Source organism: Microbacterium jejuense (assembly GCF_019511665.1).
Lineage (GTDB): Bacteria > Actinomycetota > Actinomycetes > Actinomycetales > Microbacteriaceae > Microbacterium > Microbacterium jejuense_A.
In genome coordinates this window covers 135,547-155,050 of the sequence record NZ_JAEUAW010000002.1, presented here as the reverse complement: position 1 = coordinate 155,050, position 19,504 = coordinate 135,547, and the positions used below count along the sequence as shown (strand labels likewise).

Here is a 19,504-nt window from a genome sequence, read left to right as displayed (position 1 = left end):
GCGTGCGTCCTACAACGAGCCGCCTCCGGGTGCTGGCCGCGGAGCAGTGCAGCGAGTCGTGGCGCAGCTCGCTTGAGTTGCCGACGAATCTGCGCGCGTCGAGCTCATCCGGATCGGGGAGCATGCGGCGCACCCGGGGTTTCGACACGGCACGGGCGCGTGTCCGAACTCGCCCGTTCGAGTCCCCGACTCGTGGGGAGCATGCTCCTGGGCTAGAACTCGAGTCCCTCGAGGAAACGGCGAGCTTCCTCGTCGTTTCGCTGTCCTTCCGCGCGGTATGAATCGGCGATCTGGCGGAGCGCACCGGCGGTTCGAGGATGTGTCGCCTCGATGAGTTCGGCTTTGGCTTCGAAGTCGGCGGCGAGGGTGAACTCCTGCTGGCCGCCCTCGGTCATGCCTCTTGAGGTGACGCCACGCTTGTTGTGCACGCCGACCATGAAACCTCGCTCCATCCGATCGCTCGGCGCTACTTCAAGTACATCCCTTACAGCGCGCGTCGGAAACGTGCCGTCAGGATCGGTCGGGGCATGCGCGAACACCTCACCGATCTGCAACTCTCCGATCTCCAGTCGGTCGCTCTCGGTCAGTAGCTGTCGCGCTGAATCGAGCCACGTTTGAAGCCCGGCCGCATCCACAGCGCCGTTGGCGTCCGTGCCGGGCACCACGCGCCATTCGTGTAACAAGCGCCAGGCGTTCGTAGCGAGCGCCGAGTCGACTTGTCGAGGTTCGTCGTCACCGCGCGGAGTGGCCGGCTTGAAAGCCAACTCAAGGACTTCGATGAACCACCGAGGATCTTCCGCCAGCAGTCGTTGTAGCGATGTGGCTCCGCCTTCGAAGTGAAGTAGCGGAAGAAACTTCCACTCGAGACGCGCTACCTCCCTCTCGTCGACGCCCCGGGAGCGCAGGAAGGCGAGGAGCCTCGACAAGTCGTGCTCTGACACTCGCCCAGATTCCGGATCCCCAGGTCCATACTGTGTCAGGGCGTCGAGCACGAGTCGCTCAGCGTCGTCGGCCTCCAGCTGCTCGACATAGAGACTTAGCGTGTCCACGGCCATGGCAACGCGACCGTGGAGCAACAGCTGGCGCGCCACTTCGCTCGTCTGGGCGAAGTCAGCGCCTCGCCCATAAGGCACGAACTCGGCCCAGTATGCAGCGTCGACCGCATCATCGAGATCAGTGAGTGCGGCCCACGCCTGCGTCACGTCCTCCACCGTCTGGAGAATCCGCGCTTGTGCCAACGGACGCCCGTCGAGCTGTCTCATCCATGGGAGCACTTGGCTGATCTCTCGCTCGAATCGCGCGCGCGCGAAGGCATCCGCGAAGGTTGCGCGCGCCTCAGTCGGGCTGTCCAACTCATCGAGCGCGACAGCATCATGCTCCTGGTCGACGCGAGCCGCGGCGAAGCCGAGGGCTGAAGGCATCGCGACGTCTGTGGCGAGATCCACCAGTCGCTCGAAACCTTCCGCTTCGATGATGCGGCTCACCGCCTCTTCCCTTACCCGTTGAAGTTTCAGTTCATAAGTGTCGTAGCCGTCCCCGATCGAAATGCCGATGTCAGGCGTCCAATCGTCGAAAAGCCACTTGTATCGCTCGGCAGCGCTCGACGGGGCCAGACGCGCGGCCGCCTCGGCTAGCGGTCGCAACCAGTCCTCTGCAAGGGACCAGTCGGAATCGGGGAATTGGCGATGCTTGCGCACAAAGTCCTCGATCGAGTCCCATAAACGCACTGCTTCAGACGACTCGAGTTCATCCCCTTGGAGGTTTCGCAATGCCTCGAGCGCAGATCGTTTGGCGTCGTCGGGCAACCGATCGAAAACCTCGATCACCTTGGACCAGCGAGTCGGATCCCCGGCCGCCCCGGACACGACCCGGTCGGCGATCGCCTCGACAAACCTGTAGATCTCAGCGAAGGTAAGTTCCTCGTTCACCCCCTTGGCCCAGTCCCGGAACCGAGGCTTGTACGTCTCCATCGCCATTTCGGAGGGGCGAGGTAGCAACTGAAGCAGTAGCTTCCAAGTAACGGCCTCATGCCGGAGGAGAAGCGCGTCGAGCACCAATAGACGAGTTTCCGCAGGCGCGCTCGTCTGCGGAAGCCACGGCCTAAATAGCCCGTGCAGGCTTGCCGCGGGACGGTTGCTTAGCTTCCCGCCCGGGTCGATCTCGGCTAGCGAAGCGAGTACCTCTGCCGCAAAGCCCAGATGCCGACTCGACCAAGCCACACACTCGAGCGCCCAGAGGAGCCCCGTGTGCGGGCTGCTGACGTGCCAGGAATCGGTCTGGTCCTGAAACAAGTTGCGAGCCAACGGTGCCGGTCCGGCGGTCGCTTCAGCCACTGCTCGGAGGAAAACATCAGGCGCCGCCTCTGCTAGCGACGGCAGCACGTCCGCCATCGATTCCCAGAGCTGCGCAGATGAGTCCTCATTGGCGCGGACCACGAGCTGCCACACCACCCGCTCGGCCCACTGGCGCGCCGAGCGACCGCCGGGGAGGCGCACCTCGTCCCCACGACTACCGAGGAGCGCTACCGACCGGGCAAGGCCGCCGCGAAGATCTGTGGAGTGCACCCGTGTCTTCCCATAGATCTCGGCACTCCAACGGTCTTCGGGCGGCAACTCGAGTCGCGGGTCCACAGCACCGAGAACCGTCTGGACGGCGAACTCCAGTCGCTCGAGGTCGCCCTCGCGGACGCTGAGGCGGGCCGTGCGCCAGGAGTCCTCAGGCGACGCAACGGCCCAGGTTGCTCCGACCCGGGTGAAGATGGGATCCGCCTGGCGCGCGGCACTATCCAAGAGCTCTGTCAGGTCGGCGTGACTCTCACCGGTGAGCGCCTCAATCACCTCTACGTCGCCACTCCGGAGTTGATTCCAAGCACCCGCGAGCCACGCCCGCCGGATCGCTGGCGCCGCCATGTCGGTCGCCCACTGCTCCGGTTCGGGCTGCCCGAAGCGCCTAGCCACCCGCTGAAGCGCAAGCAGACTCCTCGCGCCAGCCCGCACGAAGCGATCGAGGCTCTCGTCAGGAACCCCTGCTTCTTGCAAGGCCGCACGCAAGGTTAGGTGGTCATGTGGAGGTAGTTCGATGTCGGCGTCGCCCTCAGTCACGACAAACACAACATGGTGATTTTCGATAAGGTACGCCTCGTGTTGTAGCCGCTCTTCATACGGCAGAAGAATCAGGAGGCTTGATGTCTGGTCAAGTCGTCGGAGGGACGCTCCGTCGTGCACCAACAGCGAGCGCGAGAGCATCGGCTCAGCAGCATCGGGCTCTTGTGCCATCATCGCGCATGCGGCGAACGCCAACCCATCGTCAACACTTGCGGCTCTGATTAGGGTCTGGCCCACGTCGACCGACAGCCGTCTGAGTAGGTCCGCCGCCCTGTCTTCCCGCCCGGCGAGCACCACTTGTGAAGTCAGCCGTGGATCAAACCCGCCCGAGAACCGACGCCACCAGTCCTCAATCGTCGCGACTCCGCCAGCGGGCATCTCGAGAAGTTCCGATAGCCATATCCGAACTGCAGCGGATTCTTCCAGCGCCTGCTCGAGATCGTCGGCGTCGAGAACCCGCACGTCCTTCCATTCACCTTCAGCGCGACGCGCTTCCTCCCACTCCTTCTTCTTGGACCAGCGCCGTGGCGTCACGAAGACGAAGGTCGTGCTGGACTTGTCGACGCCGAGCGGGTCGGCGGTGCGTCCTTCGTAGTCCTTGCTCGCCTTAGTCGCGGGGTCCTTGTTGGTACCCATCTCCCAGACGCTCAGACCCTCGGGCACAAACGACGTTCCCCTCGTCGCCTCGACGGTCCCGTCGTAGCCGGGCAGACCCACGCCTTCCCCGCCTCGCATCTCAACCCGCTGGACTTGATCGTTTTCGTGGCGGATCAGCCGACGTACCAAGCGCGGGAGATCGGATTGCGCCGATCGCTGGTCGGCCCATCGAACAAGGTCCGTACCGTCCGCCAAGTGCGGCGAACCCCCGCCTGCCGTCATGTGCACGACCTCCTCGGCGAAAGCCTAGGCCTGGAAGATGCGAATCCCGCTAGCCCAGCCAGTTACCCGAGGACCCCGGGCCACCGCGGAGGTCCTGGCCCTTCCGGCAATACATCAAGACACGCTCAGCGCGCATCGCGCGGTTAGGGATCCAACTCGGTGCGGTGTTGCGCTGACGATGGCACCCTCGGCGGCATGAACGGATTACAGATTGGCTACGCCAGGGTCCCCACGGCGGATCAGGACCTTACCTCGCAGCGAGGCGCGCTGCTGCGACTGGGAGTCCTCGATTCGAACATCTACGTCGATCACGGACTGACCGGCACGAATCGTGCAAGACCGTTACGAGGGCGTCTGCCTGCAGCTTGACGATCGAGATGTATTCCGCGTCATGCACGGGCGCCCGTATGGGGATCCCTATTCGGGCGCGGCGCGATAGAGGGACGGTAGCGTGCTGCGGCGGTGTCGGCTCCGGATCATCCGCCTGCACGTAACTTACGAAAAGGCCAGGCCGGGCAGGCCCGCGGTGTTTCTGTCCACTTACCATCAATGCCCGCACCGATGCTGCTGAGTCAGCCCACAAGTTCGAGGGGGTTGGCCGCGAGCTTGTCGATGAGGCCGCCATCGATCAGCCGCTTCGCCGCCGTATCGGGCTTGCGTGCTGCCTGGTCGCTCACGCACGAGCCGAACTCCGCGGCGAGCGTTCCTCGTGGGTAGGTCGCGAGCACCTCGCGCCGGAAGCCCACCGGCAGAGCATTCGGCCTCGCGCCGGAGATGTCCAGACCCGTGGCGATCTCGAGCAGGTAGCCCTCGGCGTCCAACGCGGGATCGACACTCGGCCAGTTGTGCCGCACGATCACCTCGAGTACCCGCTCCCGCCGGTTCGCGGGCCAGCCCGCTCCCGCCGTAAGCGCGACACCGACGTGCCCGCCGGCGTGCTCGTAGGAAATTCTGTGATTATCGAACTCCGCCACGGTGCCGATGTCGTGCAGCACGGCAGACACATACAGCAGCTCGTGGTCGATGCCGGGGATGCCGTCGACGTGCGCGAAGGCCTCGGCCCAGAGCCAGGACCGCAGCGCGTGAGCCGTGATCGCGGCGGATTGGTACTGCGTGGCGAGCTCGAGGGCACCCCGGGCGGCAGGAGTATTGGGCACAGGGAGTCTGCGATGCGCATGCACACAGCCTCCGGGCGCGTGAGGGCATCCGACACAGCTCGGTGTGACAGCGATCGTCTGAAAACAGCCATCTCTCTGCGGGGATCGTGCGCAAGTGGAAGCCTCACCGATCGATTCGGTGCTGCGCAGGTGTGAGCTCGACGGAGCACAGGGATCGGGACTTGGCGCCGCTCACTCGTAGCCTGAGCGCGAGTACGGCAGCCACGGGCCGTCGACATCAGCGCGGCGCGATTTCGTGAGTGACTGGACCGCGACGGGCCGATAGCATGCGGGAACCGAGCTACTGGGGATGCTCGACGCAAGGGGTGCGTAATGGGGGAAGGTCCACGCGATTGGAGCCCGCCGGGCTACTGGGAAGATAGGTCCGCGCCGAGCTCGCCTTCAACGGCTAAGGCAACAACTGGAGTGTTTGCGCCTCCGCGGCGGCGCCGCGGCGCGACGACGGCGATCCTTTCCCTGCTGTTCGGCGGTGCAGCGATTGTTCTGACCCTGCTACCGATGTGGTCGAACGAGTCGGTGCGGTTAGTTTGGACGACCGTCGGGTTGACCGGGATCTTCTTCGGCGTTGTCCATCTTTCGCGATGGCGGCGAGGTCTCGCACGGGGACGAGTCCTCGCGTGGGTGGGGATCGCCGCTGGCTCGGCAGCGAGTGCACTTCTGGTGTGGGGAGTGTTGTGGACAGAGGTTCCCGGGCTTCCGGCCCCACCCCAGGTCGCGTTCGCCGGCGCGTTCGTCTCTCCGGGTTTGGCGGCACCGCAGATCCCACCTGCCCCTTCCACCTCGTCGGTCCCGACGTCGGCCATCGGACCAGATGCCGTGGACGACCACACTTACGAGCCTCGACCCGGACGAGTGGTGCCCCCAGCGCCGAACGCGGTAGAGGTCGATCCGGTCTATCAACTGCAGACGAACCTCGTCGCGACCGCCTACGAAATCTGCGTCGGCCTCGACGCGTATCGCGATCAGTACGGCGCCTTTCCCGACTCACTCACCGTCGAGGACGACGGCCGAGTAAGCGCCACGGACGCCACGTTGTCCGCCGTGGTGCCGGCCTACGTTCGGATCAGCTACGTCCCGAACGCGCCCGACGGAACCGCGTACCTGACGGTCGCCGACACCGAATCGGGAATGGCGATGTCCTGCGTCCAGTCAGGAGAAGAAGGCTGGATCACCAACAGCTAGACCGCAAGAGGCTCACGGGATGGTCTTCGGGACAGCGCCCGGAAGAGGTGGCGAGTGCGGCCTTCATGGAGTGCTTCAGATCTTGCGTCGTGCATCTGTGGGCTGTGCTGAGCGGGCGAAGTAGAGCATTTGTCGCCGCTTGCCGGCGGTTCGATCCCGCACGGATAAGGATTCTCCACAGGGCGTCTTCGGTGATCCTGACGCGCTGAAGTGGGTCGCTATAGTGGCACGCGATCTACCGGACTCGGCCCTCCGGATCGCACGATACACAGAGGCCATCCACCCGAGGAAGCGAGCCGATGACCAGTACCCCCGTGCCACCTCCAGCTGGCTGGTACCCAGCGCCGGACGGATCGTCCACAACGTGGTGGTGGGACGGTGCGCGCTGGGTGGGGCCGGAGCAGGAGTCCAGCCGGCCACTCGCGGCGACCAAGGGGATCGCAAGACTCGCCGCGGCAACGCAAGTGCTGTTGATCGTGTGCGGCGTGCTGTCCGTCGCCACCATCGGAGTTGAGGCGTTCGGGATCAGCGCGATCACCGGCTTCCTTACCGGCAACCAGTCCGCCATCGACTTGCTCGACGCATACGACCAGATGACGGCTGTGGCCAGCGTCCTCGGGAGCGTTTTCCTTGTTGTGACCGGTGTGGTCTGGGTCATCTGGCAGTACCGAGTCGCCAAGCAGGTGCTTGGCCAGACCCGGCGCTCACCTGGCTGGCACGTCGCATCGTGGTTCGTACCGATCATCAGCTTCTGGTTCCCGTATCAGAACATCTCGGACCTCTTACGAGCGGTTGGGAGAGCGCGGCCCTCGTGGCAGATCCTCTGGTGGCTGCTCTGGGCTGTGAGCAACTGGCTGATCCAGGTCTCGACCCGCATCTACATCACCGCCGCGGACCTCGAACAGTTCCGTGTCGCAATGTGGATGAGCCTTGCCGGCGAGCTTCTCCTCCTTGCCGCCGCGCCATTGGCATGGCTCACCATCCGTAGCATCACGCAGGGAGTCCTCCAGCCATCGCAAGCCCTCTCGCGATCGCTGGCAGCCTGACCACGGACCGTACCTGGCTTCGGGCTCCGACATCGTGCGGAGCTGTACAAGCGCCGTTAGCACGACCCATCCCTCGCGGGCAGCGAGGACGCCGAGGGACTACCCGCAAGCTCGTCGGCGCGTACCTCGCAAGGCCGCCTGCCGGTGCACCTCGCGCATCTCGGCGTCGAACGGTGCCACGGGCGCGATCACGACGGCGTCCGGCAACACGTCCGTGATCGGCATCGGCGCCACCGGGCCGGCAGGCAGCTCCCACGACGCTCGCCACTCGGCGAGCTGTGCCGCCGACGCTGCCGCGACCACGCGCCCGAGCCCCGCCCACCCGTGCGCGGCAGCGCACATCGGGCAGTGCTCGCCTGACGTGTAGACCGTCGAGGTCGCCCGCTGCTCGGGCGTCAGGTGCGCGATCGCCCAGCGCACGAGCGCGAGCTCGGGGTGCGCGGTCGGGTCGCGATCGGACTGCTCGCGATTCATCTCCTCGGCCAACACGGCGCCGTTCGCGTCGACGAGCACCGACCCGAACGGGTCGTCGCCGTTCTCGAGCGCCTGCTTCGCGAGTTCGACGCATCGCCGCAGGTGATACTCGTCGGCGCTGGAGATCTCGCTGCTCATCCTCGTCATCCCGTCCGTGAAGGCTTCTCGCGACAGCGCATCGCCGCCGATCCACCCGAGGCGACGGCATCCATCCCTGCCACTTCGCTGCGGTACACGGTAGACGCTCGCACGCTGGGCGTGCCGGACTCAGCCGAACCGGTACGTGGACTGCACGGCGCCCGCATTGATCTGACGGCTGTCCACCAGCGTCGGGTAGACGGCCGCGGGCACGGCACCGAACAAGGGGATGCCGTCGCCGATGAGCACCGGCACGCGCGTGATGATGATGTCGGCGAGAAGGCCCTCCGCGATGAACGCCTGCACGGTGCGTCCGCCGTCGACGTACGCGCGGCGCACGCCTGCGGTCGCGAGCGCCTCACGCAGACTGGCGATGTCGGGGTGCACCGTCACCGAGGACCGACCCATCGCGGGCTGCGGGCCCGCCGGCATGGTGGTCGAGAGCACATGGATCGGCTTGCCACGGTAGAACTCAGGGTCGGAGTTCCTCATGGTGTCGTAGCTGGCCCGGCCCATGGCGAGCACGTCGATTGACGCGAAGAAGTCCTCGTAGCCGGCGTCACCCAGGCGCTCGTCGAACGCCAGCAGCCAGTCGAGCTCTCCGTGCGGCCCGGCGATGAAGCCATCGAGGCTGCAGCCGAGGAAGGCGTGGAAGGTCGTGGCGCCCGCGCCCGTTGTGGTTTCGGCCGAACCAGCAGTCTCCGCGAACATCGCGCCCTCCAAAGCTCATATATGAACGCGCGTTAGTTTATAGGATTAGAGGGTGACGCGCACGAAGACCCAGTCCGATCAGCAGGTGCTCGACGTCGCGCTGCAGATCGTTCAGGAGTCGGGCGTGCGCGGGCTGACGTTCTCGGCGGTCGCGGAGCGATGCGGGCTCTCCGCGCCGACGCTCGTGCAACGGTTCTCGAACAAGGCGACTCTCACGCGGCGCACGCTGCTGCACGCCTGGGATCAGCTCGAAGCGCAGACGCGAGAGCTGGCCGAGACCACGCCACTGACACCGGCCGGAGCAGTGGAGCTGCTAATCGGACTCTCGCAGGACTTCGGCGACGCCGACTCGTACGCAGACGGCCTACTCCTACTGCGGGAAGACGTGCGCGATCCGGCGCTCCGCGCGCGCGGCGTCGCCTGGGAAGAACAGCTGGTGGCTGCGCTGGACGCACGCTTGCCCCCCGGCACGACTGGAGCCGGCTACGCGCTCGCCGCCTTCTGGCAGGGGGCCGTGCTCTGGGGTGCGTACCGAACCGACCGGCCTCTCCCCGCCTACCTCGACGAGAAGCTCCGCGCCTTCGTCGACCTTCTCGTGTCGCCGAACAAATAGCCCCGAGCAACGGCGCCGCTCGACCGCATGTCCGTAGCGCCGCGGGGCTTCGGTCCGCGCCGTCGGACTCCTATCCTGTGAGCATGGCGCCCGACCCCGACCGAAAGCGCACCATCACCTGGGATGATCCGAAACCGCCGCTCGCGGCATCCCGCGAACTCGATGGGCTGGCGTTTCTGCGCGCGATGATCGCCGGCGACTATCCGCCCCCTCCCATCTCGCGCCTGATGAACTTCTGGCTGGTGTCCGCGGACCCGGGTGAGGCGGTGTTCGAGTGCGATCCGGGTGAGTACCACGACAACCCGCTCGGGATGGTTCACGGCGGGCTCGCCTGCACGCTGTTGGACTCGGCCGTCGGCTGCGCCGCGCATACCACTCTCGCCCAGGGCGTCGGCTACACGTCGATCGACCTGAACGTCTCGTATCTGCGCCCGGTCCTGTCGACCACGGGTGTGCTCCGCGCACGCGGACGCGTCGTCAAGGGTGGCCAGCGCGTGATCTTCGCTGAGGGAGTGTTGGAGGATGCCGCCGGTCGCGCACTCGCGACGGCGACGAGTTCCCTGCTCGTCCTCCGGCCGTGAGCTCCGGTCGAGCAGGGATCGGCAAGGCGATGAGCCGGCGCCGGATGAGGCGTGAGCGGGCCGGCGCCAAGCGGAATCGGGAGAGGATCAGAACATGAGCACGACCGACAGTCCTACGGTCTTCGACGCCCTCCTGGCGGAGATCGCCCACAACAATCCCCGCGGGCGCATCGTCGTCGCCGTCGACGGCGCGCTCGCCGAGTCAACGGGCCGGTTCGCGGACGCCCTCGCCGACGCGGCGCGAGCGCAGGGCAAGACGACGTTCCGAGCGAGCCCCGCCGTCCCAGAGGTGTACGGCAGCAGCGACGACTCGCAGCTCCGCTCGGTGCTGGCCGGCTTCCGGGAAGGGGCGCTGGAACAGGACGGCGCGAGCGCTGCGGTGCCGACCGACGCACTCCTGATCGTGGACGGACGATTCCTCTTGAACCCCAGGCTGCGCGGAGCATGGCATTTTCGCGTGTGGCTGGAGGAGGACGCGACGCTCGACCAGGACGCGTACGAGCAACGTCTGCGCTACGTCCGCGATGAGGATCCGCGCGGTGCTGCCGACGCGATCTACGACGTCTCGCGGCCCGACGCGCCGAGGCGGGTCTTCTCCGACTCCTGCTGAGTGTGCCGTCGGCTCTCGTCGGCGCCGATCTGCGCGATCACACCTGCCAGGTGAGCCATTCCGCCGGGTTGCGGCGCAGCACCGCGTCTGCGAGGTCCGCACCTGCGCGAGCCACCAGCCGGGGGACGAAGCGCTCGCCGAGGTAGCGCAGACCGGGCATGCCGCCGTAGGCGACGTACCGGGTGCGCCGGGCGACGTCGCCGCCGAGCAGGATGCGGTGCGCGCCGCCGGCCTGGGCCGTCGCAAGCAGGCAGCCCAGCAGCACCGAGTCGGGCCAGTCCTTCGCGCGGGCCGCGCCGTCGTAGCCGAGGAACGCGCCGGCCGCCGCCAGCTCGGCGTGCAGGCCGGGGTCGGGATTGCGGTCGACGTGCGCCAGGGCCACGCGGTGCGCCGGCACGCCGGCCGCGGCGAGAGCCTCGAGCGCCTCGAAGGCCGCGGTTCCATGTTCGAGATGCACCATCACGGGCGCGCCGGTCTCTCGGTGCGCGGCGCCGATCGCCTCGATGGTGCGGGCGGCGGCGGCATCGATGCGCCAGTAGCCCAGTCCGGCCTTGAGCACCCCGGCCCTCGGTGGCACCGAGGCTTCCGACCCTGCCGGGTTCGCGGCATCCGTCTCTCCGAACTCCGCGGCGCCCTCCGTGAGGTCGCGCAGAAAAGCGGCCGCCAGTCGCTCGGCGCTCGCCTCGAGCAGCGGATGCCCCGTCGCGTAATGCTCGCGCCGGTGCACGCCCGTCGTCATGACGACCCGCAGGCCGGTCGCTTGTGAGATGCGTGCGATCGCGCCGGGGCGGCGGCCGAGGCCCAGGGGCGTGGCATCCACCATCGCCTCGAAGCCCGACGCACGCAGTTGCACGGCCTCGCCGGCGCTCGCCGCCTCGTCGTCGAGGTCGTCGCCGGGCAGCAGTGGCGACACCTGGAACAGGTGCTCGTGGTAGTCGACGCGTCCGAGCTCGGCGGGATCGATGTCGCCGGTGACGGTGCGGACGAAGCCGGTCACGGCACCGGCACCGGATTCGCGGGCGGCTCGCCCGACAGCACGGCGAGCAGGTTCTCGGTTGCCATGCCGCCCATGCCGTCGACGCCCTCGCGGGTCTGCGCGGCCAGGTGCGGGGTGACGATCACCCGGTCGGCGAGGTCGTCGGCCAGCAGCGGCGACGCTCCCTCGCCGTGGTTCTCGGTCGCGAGCGTGTCGGCCGCGTACGCGAGCACGCGTCCGCGGCGCAGCGCCGCAGCGACGGCGGCCTCGTCGACGAGATCGGCGCGCGCGGTGTTGACGAGAAGGACGGGCCGATCGGATGCCGCCAGCCAGCGCTCGTCGACGACGGTCTGGCCGCCGGGCGCATGCAGCGTGACGACGTCGCACTCCGTCGCGAACGCGTCGGCGTCGGAGCGCTCGAGGCGCTCGAACAGCGGGTCGTCGGCGGGTACCCACGGGTCGGCGCCCAGCACGTGCGGCCCGAAGCCGGCGAGCCGGTCGATCACCGAGCGCCCGATGCGACCGAGGCCGACGACGCCGACCGTGAGTGCCGAGATCTCGCGGGTGTACCAGGCCGACCAGTCGCCGCGCCGGACGCGGCGGTCCGCGGCCGGGATGCCGCGGAGTGCGGCCAGCAGCAGCGCGACGGTGTGCTCGGCGACCGCCGACGTGTTGGCACCCGGGGTGTTGGTCACGACGATCCCGCGCCGCGCGGCAGCGCCGACGTCGACCTTGTCGTAGCCGACGCCGTAGCGCGCGACGACGCGCAGGTGCGGGGCGAGCGACAGGTGGCGCTCGGTCACCGGTCCCGTGCCGGCGATCCACCCGACGGCGTCGCCGAGCACCGGGCCCAGCTCGTCGAGCTCGTGGGCCGCGCCCGCGCGCACGACGTGGAAGCCGGCATCCGAGATGCGTCGCTCGAGGTCGAGCGCCCCCGAGCCGAACGACCGCGAGGTGACGAGGACGGTGCCGCTCACGACACCGCTTCTCCGGCGGCTTCGGGGTCGCTGTGCTCGCCCTCGGGGGCGGCCACCGCGACGCCCTGGCGCATGCTCGCCAGCTCGCTCTTCATGCGGCGCACCGCGGCGGTGTGCTCGGGGCTGCGGCGCAGGGCGACGCCGGTCGCGAGCACGTCGACGACGACGAGACCGGCGAGGCGACTGGTCGAGGGGGTGTAGACATCGGTGTCTTCGAACGTGCGGGCCACGAGTGCGATGTCGGCGAGCTCCGACAGCGGGCTCGTGCGGCCGGTGAGCGAGATGACGGTGGCTCCGGCCTTCTTCGCCGCCTCGGCGACGATGAGCGTCTGCTCGGTGTGGCCGGTGTTCGAGATCGCCACGGTGACGCTGCGCGGCCCGCTCATGGTCGCGGCGATGAACTGCTGGTGGAAGTCCTCGGGCGCCTGGCACGGCACCCCGAACAGCGGGAACTTCTGCTGCGCGTCCTGGGCGATGATGCCGCTCGCGCCGAACCCCACGAACAGGATGTCGCTCGCGCCGAGCAGCGCCGTGATCGCCTGCTCGACGGCGTCGGCGTCGAGTGTGCGGCGCGCGCGGTCGAGGCTCGAGATGGTGTGGTCGAAGATCTTCTCGGCGAGGTCTGCGCTCGAATCCTCGGCACTGATCGAGGAGTGCGTCACCGGAAGCCCGAGAGCGAGGGTCTGCGCGAGCTGGATCTTGAAGTCCTGGAAGCCCTCGCACCCGACCGACGCGCAGAAGCGCATGACGGTGGGCTCGCTCACCTCGGCGGCCTCGGCCAGCCCCGCCATCGTGAACTGCACCGCGCCGACGGGGTTGTCGAGCACGATCGCCGCGACCCGCTGCTCGGACCGGCGCAGATGCGGCAGCTGCCGCGTGATGCGTTCCAGCAGCGTGTCGGTCGAGTCCTCGGCGCCGGATTCGGCCTGCTCCACCTCGAGCGTCATGGTCGACTCCCTCCATGTAGTATCGCTACAAACCATAGCGCACGCCCCGCGGAAGGATCCTCGATGTACCGAGAACTGCTCGATCTGACCGGCAGAATCGCCGTCGTGACCGGGGGATCGCGAGGCATCGGACTCGCTGTCGTCACCGCCCTCGAGGAGTTCGGCGCCCACGTCGTGATCGCAGACCTGCTCGACGACGCGGGCGCGGCGGCTGCGGCATCCTTCCCCAGCGGACGCGTCGAATACACCCACCTCGACGTCACCGACGCGGCCTCGGTCGAGCAGACGTTCGCCGGCATCGCCGAGCGCCACGGCGCCGTCGACATCCTGGTCACCTCGGCGGGGATCGCCAACCACCAGCCGTCGCTCGTGCTCGAACGCGAGACGTGGGATCGCGTGCTCGCGGTCAACGCGACCGGCACGTTCTGGTGCGCCCGCGAGGCCGCGCGGCACATGGCGTCCCGCGGCGGCTCGATCGTCGCGATCGGCTCGATGTCGGGCGAGCTGGCCAACGCGCCGCAGCGTCAGGCCGCGTACAACGCGTCGAAGGGCGCCGTGCACCTGGCCGTGAAGTCGCTGGCGATCGAGTTCGCCGAGCAGAACATCCGCATCAACGCGGTCGCGCCCGGCTATGTGGGCACCGAGCTCACCAAGGACGGCGTGCCCTCGGACTGGTGGGACGACTGGGTGCGCCGCACGCCGATGGCGCGGCTGGGCCGCCCCGAAGAGATCGCGTCGCTGGTCGCGTTCCTCGCCTCGGACGCCGCGTCGTACATGACCGGCTCGATCGTGCTGGTCGACGGCGGCTACTCGGCCTGGTGAGCCGGCGACCGCACCTCGTGCGCGCCTGAGCCGAGGGTGATGCGCAGGCCGGGCAGCTCGACGTCGGCGGTCACCCCGACCGGCACGCGGCAGCCGAGCACGATCTCGTCCCCGTCGAGGCGCCAGGCCGCCTCGAGCTCTCCGTAAGGAGTGACGAGGGATGCCGCGGCCCGATCGATCCCGTGCCCCACGACGCGTGGCGCGATGCGCGCCCGCCGCCAGCCCGGCTCGACGGGTTCGATGCCCGCGAGGTGCGAGAACAGCCAGTCGTCGATCGTCCCGAGGAAGTAGTGCCCGCGCGAGCGCGACTCGGGCTTCCAGTGCTCCCACAGCGACGTCGCGCCCTGCTCGACCCAGTACCCCCAGCTCGGGAACGTGGTCTGCAGCGCCACGGCCGCAGCACGGTCGGCGTGGCCCCACTCGGTGAGCACCGGCAGCAGGTACTTCGTCGCGAGGGCGCCCGTGCTGAGGTGGTCACCGCGCTCGGCGACGTCGCGCGCCAGGCGGTCGGCGGCACGCTGTCGCGCGTCCTCGGGCAGCAGGCCGAACGCGAGCGCCAGCACGGTGTGCGCCTGGCGGTACCCCTCATCGCCCTCGCCGCGCACTTCTGCCGTGGCCTCGTGCCAGAACCGCTCGACGAACGCGGCGCGGCACAGGGACGCGGCATCCGTCCACTCCGTCACCGACTCGCCGAGGACGCGCGCCATCGCGGCTGCCGCGTCGCACATCGCGATGACGAACGCGGTCGCAGCGACCCGCCGGTCTTCGGGGGCGTTGCCGCCGCCGGGATCGGTCTCAGGACTCACCCAGTCGCCGAGTGTCGTGTCGGCGATGCCGTCGACCGTGCGGGCGAGCTCGAAACGCAGGTAGTCACGCGCGTCGGGCCACACGTCGCGCAGTACGCGCTCGTCGCCTCGCTGGAGGTACAGCTCCCACGGCGCGAGGAGCAGCGCAGAGTGCCACGTCGGCGCCGGCGACCAGTCCATGGTCCAGCCGCCGTGCGGGGCGATCACCTGCGGTGCGCCCTCGCCGTGCCGTGAAGCGGCGATGTCGGCGGACCACTTCGCCAGCAGCTCGTGCGTGTCGAGGTTCTGCAGCATGAGCCTCGCGCCCAGCATCCCGTCGCCGGTCCAGCCGTTCTTCTCGTACTTGGGCGTGTCGGTCGGGATGCCGTGCAGGTTGTTGAGCACCGTCCGCACCGTGAGCTCGTGCAGCGTGTCGAGCAGTCGCGATGACGACGAGAACGCGCCGATGCGAGGTGCGCGGGTGTGGACGACGTGCGCACGGATGCCGGGCAGCCGCGCCGCGCGCACCTCGACGTGCTGGAACCCGTGCCACGTGAACCGGGGATGCCACGTCACCGGGCCGCCCGCGAGCGTCAGGGTATCGGTCTGGAAGCGGCCGTCGAAGTACCCCTTCTCGTCGACGCAGTTCGGCGTGCCGTCATCGCGGAGGGTCTCGCCGAAGCGCAGCTCGACGACCTCACCGGCGGGGCCGTCGGCGTCGATCTCGACCCAGCCGGCGATGACCCGCTCGAACGAGACCACCCAGCGACCGGCGTCGAGCTCGGTGACGGCGACCGGCTCCAGCACCGCGGCGATCTCGATCGGCGGCTGCCGCTGTGCCACGGCGGTGCCGCGCGGGCCCGCCACGACGGCGGCCGCCTGCCAGGCGGTGTCGTCGAATCCGGGGCGGCTCCATCCGGGCCGCGCGCGCCGCGCGTCGTAGTCCTCGCCGGCGTAGAGGTCGTCGAACGTCGTCGGACCGTCGGCCACGCGCCAGTCGGCGCTGCTGACGACCGTGCGCACGCCCTCGGCGCTGCGGATCACGAGCAGCACGCGCGCGCAGGGGTCGGCATGCCAGGGCGCCGTCTCCCAGTTCCACGTGTTGCGTCCGCGCATGCCGAAGAACCCGCGGCCGAGCTCGAGGCCCAGGGCGTGCGCGCCGGGTGTCAGCCGCTCGGTGACGTCGACGACGGTGTACTGCGCGGTGACGTCGTAGTCGGTGAAGCCGGGCGCGAGCACCCCGGGCCCGATCGGCGCGCCGTCGAGCTCGGCGTGGGCATAGCCGCCCGCGCCCACCACGAGGTACGCCTCGGCGACCTGCCCGTCGATGGCGAACGTCGTGCGCAGCAGCGGTGCGGCGGCGGTCGGGTCGGGCGCGCCGATCCAGGCGGCGCCGTGCCAGTCGCCGTCGAGCACGCCGGTGACGAACGTGCCCGTGCCGGTCGCCGCGCCCGCCGTCGTCTCGACCGCGACGCTCCAGCGGTAGCGGCGCAGCGACTCCAGCGGCGGGCCGGCGTACTCGATGTCGACGCAGCGCTCGTCCGCGGCATCCATCGTCCACACCGCGCCCACCGGGCCTGTGACGGTGAGGCGCCACGAGGTCTGGACAGTGCCGGCGACGTCGCTCATGACGTTCCACCCGAACCGGGGCGTCACGTCGACGCCGACCGGGTCCGCCTGATGCTCGACCGTGAGCGCGTCGAGCGCGATCACGCGAGGTCTCGCAGTCGCGCGAGCTCGGGCGCGGAGCCGTACCGCTCCGTGAGGGACGCGTCGACGTCCTGGTGCGTGGCGAGGAACCGGCCGAACGGCACGGGCTCGTCCTGTGGCCGGGTGCGCTTCTGGTTGAGCTCGCCCAGGAGACTCCACCGGCGATCGCCGAGTTCGACGGGCTCGCGCGCCTCGGCCGTGTACGCCGTGAAGTCGAAGACCTCGGCCCGGCCTTCCGCCTCGGCGACGCCCAGACGGAAGTCGGCTGTCATGAACCAGGTCACCGTCTCGCCGGCACGGGAGGCCTGGATGCCGCTCCCCTCCTGCTGCAGCAGGTAGGCGAGGTCCTCGTTGTCCGCGTGCAGGCCGCGCCACTGCTCGCCGAACTCGCCGATCGTCGGCACCTCGAGGTCGGGCCACTCGGCCGCGAGCCATCGGAGCCATCCGGCCCAGGCATCCAGCATCCCGGCGTCCGTCTCGAGTCCGCGGGCGACCTCGCTGATCTCGTAGTTGACCGTCAGCCACCCGAGGCCGTTGCGCTCGACGTTGCGGTCGTTCAGATGCGCGGCGCTCGTCGCCTCGAGCTCGCGCAGTGCGTCCGCGCGCGGAAGGCGGTGCAGGGTCTCGATCGGGCCGAGGCCGAGGCGTGAGTTGTAGTCCGACGACATGCCGGCGCTCCGGGCCGCCACGAGGTCGACCGTCCACCCGTCCAGCTGCACGGCATCCACTCGGTCTTCGCCCCGCCCGGGCACGAGGAAGTGGTGCCGCGACGGGTAGTAGGGGTACGCGAGCGAGCCGTCGCCGTCCTGCAGGTCGATGTCGAACTGGCTCCAGATGTTGCCCTGCACCGTGCGGATGCCCTGCTCGCGCGCGCGTGCGATGTTGTCGGCCGACAGGAATCCGGCCACCAGCGACCGCGGCGGCACGCCCATCTCGTCGGTGACCCGCCCCACCGCGTCGGAGATGTCGGCGGCCACCTCGTCGCGGGTGCCGTAGAGGTTGGCGAAGAAGCCTCCGGGCACGAACGTGACGTCGTCGCCGGTCTCGCGCACGATCTCGGCGAGCAGGCGCCGGATGTCGCGGTAGCGCGCCGACTCGTCGGTCAGAGCGCCCCACGACAGGGCCCAGGTGAGACGCGCGCCGGGGATCGCCTCGCGCACGGCGCGGGAGAATCGTTCCACCAGCTGCGCCGAGTGCAGCTCGGACTCGTCGTCCCACAGCGAGCGGGTGCGGGTGGCCTCGATCTGATGGCGGCGGACGACGGTGTTGATCGTGAGGCGCCGGCCCAGGGCGGGAGGCTCGAATGAGGAGGTCACCCGGTCGAATGTACCGGTGTCGACGGGCGAAAAAGTAGTCGCACTAGCGAGATCGGCTAGAAAGTGGTCCAGAAGTCGACATGCGAGTGGTATTTCGAGGGAATCTGTGTAGTATCGCTACAGCATCACATTCCCGAGTCACGGCGCACCTCCGTGACCATCGACGGAGATAGGAGAGGCCATGAAGAAGTGGCTCAAAGGCACGGCAGCCGCCGGGGCCGCGATCGTCACGATCGGCGCGCTGTCGGCATGCTCGGGCGGCGCCGGCGACGGCACGACCGAGATCAGCTTCATGATGTGGGGCGATGGCGGTGACACGCAGACGGCGTACGAAGACGTCATCGCCGCGTTCGAAGAAGAGAACCCCGACATCTCGGTGAACGCGGAGTTCTTCAACACGAACGACTACGACAACATCCTCAAGACGCGCCTGTCCGGTGGCGCGGGCCCCGACGTCTACGGCTTCGACCTGGGCAACATCGAGAGCTTCGTGGCCGACGGCTTCGCCGCGGACCTGTCGGACGGCGGCGAGAGCTACCTGAAGAAGCTCACCCCCGAGGCCGCAGAAGACAGCCAGCGCGAGGGCGGCACCTACAACCTGCCAATCTCGCTCTCGGGCAACGGCATCATCTACAACAAGGCGCTGTTCGAGAAGGCCGGCATCACCGAAGAGCCCACCACCTACAGCGAGCTCCTCGAAGACGCTCAGAAGCTGTCCGACTCGGGCACGATCCCGTTCGCGATGAGCGCGCAGGACAACTGGTGGCCGCAGTTCATCGTCTACTACCCGCTCGCCGAGCACGGCGCGAACGAGGAGCTCGGCGCCGAGATGGCCGCCGGCGAGGCCACGTTCTCAGACAGCAAGCCGTGGAAGGAGTCGCTCGACATCGTCCGCGAGCTCACTCCGTATTACATGCCCAACCCGGTCGGCACGAGCCAGACGGCCGCGCAGTCCGCCTTCCTCGCCGGCCAGTCCGCGATGTTCCCCGCGACCTGGATCCTGTCGGATGCCCGTGACGCGGGCCTCGACGTCGGTTACATGAACTTCCCGACGACCGACGGGCCCACGGACGCGATCTGGGGCACGTACCAGGTGCGCTTCGGCGTCAACCCGAACAACGGCGACGCGAAGCTCGCGGCATCGCAGAAGTTCCTGGACTTCTTCATGCAGGACGACGTCTACGAGGAGTTCCTCGGCAAGGTCAAGCTCTTCCCGACCACCACCACGGTGGAGATCGGCGAGGACGTCGACCCGCTGTTCCCCGACATGCAGCAGTCGTGGGAGGGCAAGCAGTTCATCGCCGCGTTCTCGCCGACCGACCCGAGCATCCAGGACGCCCTGCTCGTCGGACTGCAGAACGTCATCAGCGGGCAGAAGACGACGGAGCAGGTCCTCGCCGACCTCGATCTCGCGCTCGACCAGTACATCGCCAACAACAAGTAGGACGACTCGCG

Annotated in this window: 16 protein-coding genes and 1 pseudogene; 8 read left to right on the top strand and 9 right to left on the bottom strand. The window is 68.6% G+C overall.

All coding sequences use genetic code 11. From position 1 onward, the window contains the following. Window positions 1–212: 212 nt before the first annotated feature. On the bottom strand, window positions 213–3,821 hold the full coding sequence (locus JNB62_RS02665; RefSeq protein WP_220299338.1) for a hypothetical protein: 3,609 nt from the start codon (window positions 3,819–3,821) through the stop codon (window positions 213–215). Between the two features lie 357 nt (window positions 3,822–4,178). On the opposite strand from JNB62_RS02665, the pseudogene JNB62_RS02660 reads away from it, so the two are divergent. Next, window positions 4,179–4,325: pseudogene (locus JNB62_RS02660) on the top strand (recombinase family protein); the annotation flags it as partial. A gap of 230 nt (window positions 4,326–4,555) precedes the next feature. On the opposite strand, the gene JNB62_RS02655 reads toward JNB62_RS02660, so the two are convergent. Then, complete coding sequence (locus JNB62_RS02655) at window positions 4,556–5,140, bottom strand: HD domain-containing protein (protein ID WP_223230888.1); 585 nt, start codon at window positions 5,138–5,140, stop codon at window positions 4,556–4,558. Between the two features lie 837 nt (window positions 5,141–5,977). Here JNB62_RS02655 and JNB62_RS02650 point away from each other — a divergent pair. Further along, window positions 5,978–6,343, top strand: coding sequence for a hypothetical protein (locus JNB62_RS02650; protein ID WP_220299335.1), 366 nt, complete (start codon window positions 5,978–5,980; stop codon window positions 6,341–6,343). A gap of 299 nt (window positions 6,344–6,642) precedes the next feature. Further along, window positions 6,643–7,389 (top strand): DUF4328 domain-containing protein, encoded by a 747-nt coding sequence (locus tag JNB62_RS02645; RefSeq protein ID WP_220299334.1) that lies wholly within the window; start codon window positions 6,643–6,645, stop codon window positions 7,387–7,389. A gap of 99 nt (window positions 7,390–7,488) precedes the next feature. On the opposite strand, the gene JNB62_RS02640 is transcribed toward JNB62_RS02645, so the two are convergent. Both JNB62_RS02640 and JNB62_RS02635 read right to left on the bottom strand, forming a co-directional pair. Continuing rightward, window positions 7,489–8,001 (bottom strand): nucleoside deaminase, encoded by a 513-nt coding sequence (locus tag JNB62_RS02640; protein WP_220299333.1) that lies wholly within the window; start codon window positions 7,999–8,001, stop codon window positions 7,489–7,491. A gap of 129 nt (window positions 8,002–8,130) precedes the next feature. Beyond that, window positions 8,131–8,712 carry a dihydrofolate reductase family protein gene (locus JNB62_RS02635; RefSeq protein WP_220299332.1) on the bottom strand — a complete coding sequence of 194 codons (582 nt, stop codon included), beginning with the start codon at window positions 8,710–8,712 and terminating at the stop codon, window positions 8,131–8,133. A 52-nt stretch (window positions 8,713–8,764) separates the two neighbouring features. Here JNB62_RS02635 and JNB62_RS02630 point away from each other — a divergent pair, with 52 nt between their 5' ends. The 3 genes from JNB62_RS02630 (at window position 8,765) to JNB62_RS02620 (ending at window position 10,516) form a co-directional block, all read left to right on the top strand. Then, the gene (locus JNB62_RS02630; RefSeq protein WP_220299331.1) at window positions 8,765–9,325 is read left to right on the top strand and encodes a TetR/AcrR family transcriptional regulator; all 561 of its coding nucleotides are present in this window, start codon (window positions 8,765–8,767) and stop codon (window positions 9,323–9,325) included. 83 nt (window positions 9,326–9,408) lie between these two features. Then, entirely contained in the window at window positions 9,409–9,906 is a 498-nt protein-coding gene (locus JNB62_RS02625; protein WP_220299330.1) for a PaaI family thioesterase, read from the top strand. 94 nt (window positions 9,907–10,000) lie between these two features. Beyond that, window positions 10,001–10,516: a hypothetical protein gene (locus tag JNB62_RS02620; protein ID WP_220299329.1), complete on the top strand. Its 516-nt coding sequence runs from the start codon at window positions 10,001–10,003 to the stop codon at window positions 10,514–10,516. A gap of 37 nt (window positions 10,517–10,553) precedes the next feature. On the opposite strand, the gene JNB62_RS02615 is transcribed toward JNB62_RS02620, so the two are convergent. The 3 genes from JNB62_RS02615 to JNB62_RS02605 are packed head-to-tail and all read right to left on the bottom strand — an operon-like array spanning window position 10,554 to window position 13,416. Then, the gene (locus JNB62_RS02615) at window positions 10,554–11,513 is read right to left on the bottom strand and encodes a phosphotriesterase family protein (RefSeq protein WP_220299328.1); all 960 of its coding nucleotides are present in this window, start codon (window positions 11,511–11,513) and stop codon (window positions 10,554–10,556) included. Further along, a complete protein-coding gene (locus tag JNB62_RS02610; RefSeq protein ID WP_220299327.1) occupies window positions 11,510–12,469 on the bottom strand; it encodes an NAD(P)-dependent oxidoreductase in 960 nt (319 codons plus the stop codon). Before JNB62_RS02610 ends, JNB62_RS02615 begins: the two co-directional genes overlap by 4 nt. After that, the gene (locus JNB62_RS02605) at window positions 12,466–13,416 is read right to left on the bottom strand and encodes an SIS domain-containing protein (RefSeq protein ID WP_220299326.1); all 951 of its coding nucleotides are present in this window, start codon (window positions 13,414–13,416) and stop codon (window positions 12,466–12,468) included. Before JNB62_RS02605 ends, JNB62_RS02610 begins: the two co-directional genes overlap by 4 nt. A gap of 63 nt (window positions 13,417–13,479) precedes the next feature. Here JNB62_RS02605 and JNB62_RS02600 point away from each other — a divergent pair, with 63 nt between their 5' ends. Then, on the top strand, window positions 13,480–14,238 hold the full coding sequence (locus tag JNB62_RS02600; RefSeq protein ID WP_220299325.1) for an SDR family NAD(P)-dependent oxidoreductase: 759 nt from the start codon (window positions 13,480–13,482) through the stop codon (window positions 14,236–14,238). On the opposite strand, the gene JNB62_RS02595 is transcribed toward JNB62_RS02600, so the two are convergent. Both JNB62_RS02595 and JNB62_RS02590 read right to left on the bottom strand, forming a co-directional pair. Then, the gene (locus JNB62_RS02595; protein WP_220299324.1) at window positions 14,223–16,736 is read right to left on the bottom strand and encodes a family 78 glycoside hydrolase catalytic domain; all 2,514 of its coding nucleotides are present in this window, start codon (window positions 16,734–16,736) and stop codon (window positions 14,223–14,225) included. The genes JNB62_RS02600 and JNB62_RS02595 overlap by 16 nt on opposite strands. Further along, window positions 16,733–18,049, bottom strand: a complete 1,317-nt coding sequence (locus JNB62_RS02590) for a DUF3863 domain-containing protein (protein WP_220299323.1) — start codon at window positions 18,047–18,049, stop codon at window positions 16,733–16,735. The genes JNB62_RS02595 and JNB62_RS02590 overlap by 4 nt, the downstream gene beginning before the upstream one ends. A 181-nt stretch (window positions 18,050–18,230) precedes the next feature. On the opposite strand from JNB62_RS02590, the gene JNB62_RS02585 reads away from it, so the two are divergent. Further along, entirely contained in the window at window positions 18,231–19,493 is a 1,263-nt protein-coding gene (locus tag JNB62_RS02585) for an ABC transporter substrate-binding protein (protein ID WP_220299322.1), read from the top strand. The last annotated feature ends 11 nt before the right edge of the window (window positions 19,494–19,504 follow it).

Bases quoted from the DNA above. Each gene is read 5' to 3' on its own strand.
- JNB62_RS02640 (WP_220299333.1), bottom strand. From the start codon at position 8,001: ATGAGCAGCGAGATCTCCAGCGCCGACGAGTATCACCTGCGGCGATGC.
- JNB62_RS02585 (WP_220299322.1), top strand. From the start codon at position 18,231: ATGAAGAAGTGGCTCAAAGGCACGGCAGCCGCCGGGGCCGCGATCGTC.
- JNB62_RS02605 (WP_220299326.1), bottom strand. From the start codon at position 13,416: ATGACGCTCGAGGTGGAGCAGGCCGAATCCGGCGCCGAGGACTCGACC.
- JNB62_RS02645 (WP_220299334.1), top strand. From the start codon at position 6,643: ATGACCAGTACCCCCGTGCCACCTCCAGCTGGCTGGTACCCAGCGCCG.
- JNB62_RS02625 (WP_220299330.1), top strand. From the start codon at position 9,409: ATGGCGCCCGACCCCGACCGAAAGCGCACCATCACCTGGGATGATCCG.
- JNB62_RS02600 (WP_220299325.1), top strand. From the start codon at position 13,480: ATGTACCGAGAACTGCTCGATCTGACCGGCAGAATCGCCGTCGTGACC.
- JNB62_RS02635 (WP_220299332.1), bottom strand. From the start codon at position 8,712: ATGTTCGCGGAGACTGCTGGTTCGGCCGAAACCACAACGGGCGCGGGC.
- JNB62_RS02620 (WP_220299329.1), top strand. From the start codon at position 10,001: ATGAGCACGACCGACAGTCCTACGGTCTTCGACGCCCTCCTGGCGGAG.